Below are 4,458 nucleotides of genomic sequence, written 5' to 3'. Positions count from 1 at the left end.
CTGGTCTCGATCCCCGCGCTGCGCGCCATCTTCACGACGCTTTCCGTTCCGATGTAGGCGGCCACGCGGACGGCCACCGTGTTGAAGGAGCTGGAGAGGGCCTTTTGCAGCGTCACCTCCCCCGCGTACTTGCCGCTCGAGTTCTTGGGCGACCAGCCGCGCCCGCTTCCGCCGCGCCCCCCGAAGGTGATCGGGGCGTCCATGAAGTGATCGCTCGGCATGATGTCCTCCTCCAGCGCGGCGGCGTAGACGATGGGCTTGAAGCTTGAGCCGGGCTGACGAAAGGCCTGCGTCGCACGGTTGAACTTGCTGGTCTTGAAGTCCTTGCCGCCCACCAGGGCCAGGACCTCCCCCGTGTCGGCCGCGAGGCAGACGAGGGCCCCCATGGTGGGCAGGGAGTTGACGGCCTCCCGTGCCTTGTTCTGAAGGTCGAGGTCCAGCGTCGTGTAGATGTGCATCCCGCCGCTGTAGACCTCGTCCTTGCCGTACTTCGGCAGGAGGTCGTTGAAGAGCAGGTGGGAGACGAAGTAGGGGGCCAGGTTGAACTCCTCGATGCGGTTGGGTTTCCTGGCGAACTTCAGCTCCTCGGCGTAGGCCTGCTGGCGCTGTTCCGCGCTGATCCATCCAAGGAGCTCCATCCGGCTCAGGACGTAATTCTGGCGCGCCTTTGCGTTGGTGAGGTTGCTCAGGGGATTGTACCGCCCCGGGTTGGCGATGAGCCCCGCCAGGATGCTGGACTGCGCGATGTCCAGCTCCGAGGCGGACTTCCCGAAGTAGGTGCGCGCTGCGATCTCCGCTCCCCAGGCGCCGCGGCCGAAGTTGATGGTGTTCAGGTAGAGCTCCAGCAGCTTGTCCTTGGAGAAGAGCTTTTCCATGCGCATGGCGATGATGATCTCCTTCGCCTTGCGCGTGACGCTCTTCTCGTGGGAGAGAAAGAGGTTCCGCGCCAGCTGCTGGGTGATCGTGCTGGCGCCCTGCACCTTGCCGTGCTCCACGAGGTCGATCCAGAGGGCCCGCAGGATGGAGCCGATGCGGATGCCTCCGTGCTGATAGAAGGCGGAGTCCTCCGCGGCCAGCACGGCCTTCACGAGCCACGGGGAGACCTGGTGCAGCTCGAGGGGGGTGCGGTTCTCGATGAACAGGCGCGCGATGACCTTGTTGTTGCGGTCGTAGAGGATGGAGGCCACGCTGCTTTTGGGGTTGGCCACCTCCACCATGCTGGGGAGGTCCGACGATATCTTCACGATGTACCACGCCACCCCTGCGCTGACGACCCCGATGCCGACGAGGAGGAGCAGGAGCAGCGTCATGAAGAGGAGCTTCAGGATCGAAAAAGGCGACCTCTTCTTTTTTTTCTTCTTTTTGGGGGGCTGAGGGGCGGCCCGGCCGTAGAGGATGTCCTCCGCCCGGCGTCGGTCGCCGTCGCGGTAGGACCCGTAGCGGGATCCCTCGAATGCGTTCTTCATCGGTACACGGTCCTCCTGCCTGAATCTTCGACGGTTCTCCCCCGTGGAGACACTGCGGGGCCGTCTTCGAGTTATTATCTCATTTTCAGGCCCGTTGTGCACAGGAAAATAACGTGGTTTGAGGCGGCTGGGAAAGCGCCGCGCGGGGCCGCGCGCATTGGCGGGAGGGCGCAGCGTTCCGAAAGGGGGGCGAGGTGCGCTATAATTGAGACGGCAGCCCGCCGCCGCGCCCTCGATGGCCCGGCGTTTCCGTCGAGGAAGGGCCGCCCTGGGGAGGCGTTTCTCTTGCGGATGCGCGATGCGGACAAGGTGACGACATTCATAGAGCGATGGATGAAGGAGCAGGCGGCCGGGGCCGGAGCGCGGGGGATCGTGGTGGGCCTTTCGGGCGGGGTCGATTCCGCCGTGGCGGCCGCCCTGGGGCGCCGGGCCTTCGGACGGGACATGCTGGCCATCATCATGCCCTGCCACAGCCTTCCCGGCGACGAGGCGGACGCCCTTCTCGTGGCCGGGGCGCTCGACATCCCCCACAGGACGGTGGAGCTCACCGCCGCCTACGATGCGCTGGTCCTGGGGATGAAGGCGGCGGGCGTGGAGCCGACGGACCTGGCGGGAGCGAACCTCAAGGCGCGGCTGCGCATGAGCACGCTCTACGCAGCGGCTCAGACGCTGTCCCTGCTCGTCTGCGGGACCAGCAACCGCTCGGAGTACGAGACGGGGTACTTCACGAAGTTCGGGGACTCGGCGGCGGACCTGCTGCCCCTGGCGGACCTCCTGAAGTGCGAGGTGCGCGCCGCGGCCCGCGTCCTGGGCGTCCCGGAGCGCATCGTCGCCAAGGCCCCCAGCGCCGGCTTCTGGGAGGGGCAGACGGACGAGGGGGACATGGGCTTCACCTACGACGACCTGGACCGCTACCTGAGCGACGGGACGGCGCGGGACGGACCCTTCCGGGAGCGCGTCGAGGCCATGAGGCGCAGGAGCGGGCACAAGCGCCTGCCGGTCCCCATCTGCGTGCCGCGCGTCTGAGGCGCTGCGGCCCGAACCGACGCCCTGGGACTGGATATACGGCAGGTTATAAGATAAAATTTAAACCTTAAATGAGGAACCGGCCCCCTTCGGAGCCAGGGACTGGGCTTGAGTTTGGTGAAATTCTTTCGATGAGGTGATCTTTTTGTCAGGGCATTCCAAGTGGGCGAACATCAAGCACCGCAAGGCGGCGCAGGACGCCAAGCGCGGCAACCTTTTTCAGAAGCTGGTGCGGGCGATCATCATCGCGGCGAAGGAGGGCGGCGGTGACCCCGGCATGAACATGCGGCTCAAGACGGCGATCGAGCGGGCCAAGGCCGTCAGCGTCCCGCAGGACAACATCACCCGCGCCATCAAGAGGGGCACGGGCGAGTTGGGCGATGTGACCTACGAGGAGCTGCTCTACGAGGCCTACGGGCCCAGTGGCATCGCGGTTCTCGTCTCCGTGCTGACGGACAACCGGAACCGCACGACGCCCGAAATCCGCGCGCTCCTGACCCGCAACGGCGGGCAGATGGGCGAGTCCGGCAGCGTCGCCTGGATGTTCGACCGCCGGGGCGTCGTTGAGGTGAAGGGCGAGGGGCTGGACGAGGATGCCCTGATGACCTGCGGCCTGGACGCCGGCATGACGGACATGGAGCCGTCGGGGGAGGGGTACACGCTCTACTGCGAGCCCCCGGAGCTGGACGCACTCCAGGCGGCCCTTGAGAAGGCGGGCTACGTCGTGGAGAACGCGGAAGTCTCCATGCTCGCCAAGACGCCCGTCGAGGTGTCGGAGGTGGAGGCCGCGCGCAAGGCAGCGCGCCTGATCGACGTCCTGGAGGAGCACGACGACGTCCAGAACGTCTACTCGAACCTCGACATCCCGGACGAGGTCGCCGCTCAGCTGGACGCGGAGTGATGGCGCCGTCGGGCGAGAGGGTCTGTCTCGGCGTGGACCCCGGCCTGGCGCGGGTGGGGTACGGCGCCGTCGCCCGGAGCGGCTCACGCTTTCGAGCGCTGGAGTACGGGTGCATTGAGACCAGCCCAAAGCTGTCCTTCATGCAGCGCATCCTGCAGATCTATGCCAAGTTGGGGGAACAGCTTGAACGCTGCGCCCCCGCTTTTATGTCCGTGGAGCGCCTCTTCTTCGGCCACAACGCCACAACGGCGGAGTTCGTCTGGCAGGCGCGGGGCGTGGTGATGCTCCTGGCGGCCCAGCGGGGCCTGGCGGTCGTCGAGCCGAAGCCGAACCAGATCAAGCTGGCCGTCTGCGGCACGGGGGGGGCGGACAAGCGGCAGGTCCAGCGGATGACCCAGCGCTTCCTGGGGCTAGACCGGGTCCCTTCGCCGGACGACACGGCGGACGCCCTGGCGGCCGCCATCACCGGCTTTGCGCTCATGAGGGACGAAGAGCTGAGGGCGGCCGGGGCATGAGGGCGAAGGGCCGGAGGCCGTGGGCCGGACGCGCCCAGAGGACCGGGCCGTGATCCGGTCGCTGACGGGCGTCGTCCTCGGCGTGTCGGAGACGTCGGTCCTGCTGGACGTGAACGGGCTCGGCTTCGACCTCCTCTGCACGCGGGCCGCTGCTGCGCTGTGTTCTGTGGGGCAGCGGGTGAGGCTCACGACCTACCTCCAGATATCCGAGGCCGGCGCGGCGCTCTACGGCTTTGCCTCGGAGCGCGAACGGGAGCTCTTTCTGAAGGTCGTGGCGATCAAGGGCGTCGGGGGCAGGACGGGGATGGCCATCCTCTCCGCACTCTCGGTGGACGAGGTGCTGCGGGCCGTCTCCCTGGCGGACGTCGCGGCCTTCACCCGCGCGCCGGGCGTTGGGAAGAAGACGGCGGAGCGGCTGTGCTTCGAGCTGCGCTCCCTCCTGCCCGACGGGCTGATCCAGTCCGCCGCCCAGGGCGAGGGCGTGCCGAGCCGGACCGCCGACACGGTGGCGGAGGCCCTCGTGGGGCTGGGCTTTACGCAGGCGGATGCA

At 67.3% G+C, this 4,458-nt stretch carries 5 protein-coding genes; 4 read left to right on the top strand and 1 reads right to left on the bottom strand.

The genetic code is table 11. The annotated features are described in order from the left end of the window. The coding region (locus tag SY1_RS11245; protein WP_208873828.1) for a transglycosylase domain-containing protein at positions 1–1,466 on the bottom strand (1,466 nt) is incomplete at its 3' end. Between the two features lie 309 nt (positions 1,467–1,775). Here SY1_RS11245 and nadE point away from each other — a divergent pair. From nadE to ruvA, 4 genes are all read left to right on the top strand, one after another. Beyond that, on the top strand, positions 1,776–2,492 hold the full coding sequence (gene nadE / locus SY1_RS11240; protein WP_243440681.1) for an NAD(+) synthase: 717 nt from the start codon (positions 1,776–1,778) through the stop codon (positions 2,490–2,492). A 145-nt stretch (positions 2,493–2,637) separates the two neighbouring features. Then, a complete protein-coding gene (locus SY1_RS11235) occupies positions 2,638–3,393 on the top strand; it encodes a YebC/PmpR family DNA-binding transcriptional regulator (RefSeq protein WP_208873826.1) in 756 nt (251 codons plus the stop codon). Beyond that, entirely contained in the window at positions 3,393–3,908 is a 516-nt protein-coding gene (gene ruvC / locus SY1_RS11230) for a crossover junction endodeoxyribonuclease RuvC (RefSeq protein WP_015557087.1), read from the top strand. The genes SY1_RS11235 and ruvC overlap by 1 nt, the downstream gene beginning before the upstream one ends. A 49-nt stretch (positions 3,909–3,957) precedes the next feature. Continuing rightward, positions 3,958–4,458, top strand: a 501-nt coding sequence (gene ruvA / locus SY1_RS11225; RefSeq protein WP_208873825.1) for a Holliday junction branch migration protein RuvA, incomplete at its 3' end; no start/stop codon positions are given.

Source organism: Fretibacterium fastidiosum (assembly GCF_000210715.1).
Taxonomy (GTDB): Bacteria; Synergistota; Synergistia; order Synergistales; family Aminobacteriaceae; genus Fretibacterium; species Fretibacterium fastidiosum.
Note: the sequence above shows the minus strand (reverse complement) of the source record. Positions and strands in the feature narration are given on the sequence as shown.

Excerpts from the sequence above, each read along its gene's own strand:
- ruvC (WP_015557087.1), top strand. The coding sequence starts at position 3,393 with ATGGCGCCGTCGGGCGAGAGGGTCTGTCTCGGCGTGGACCCCGGCCTG.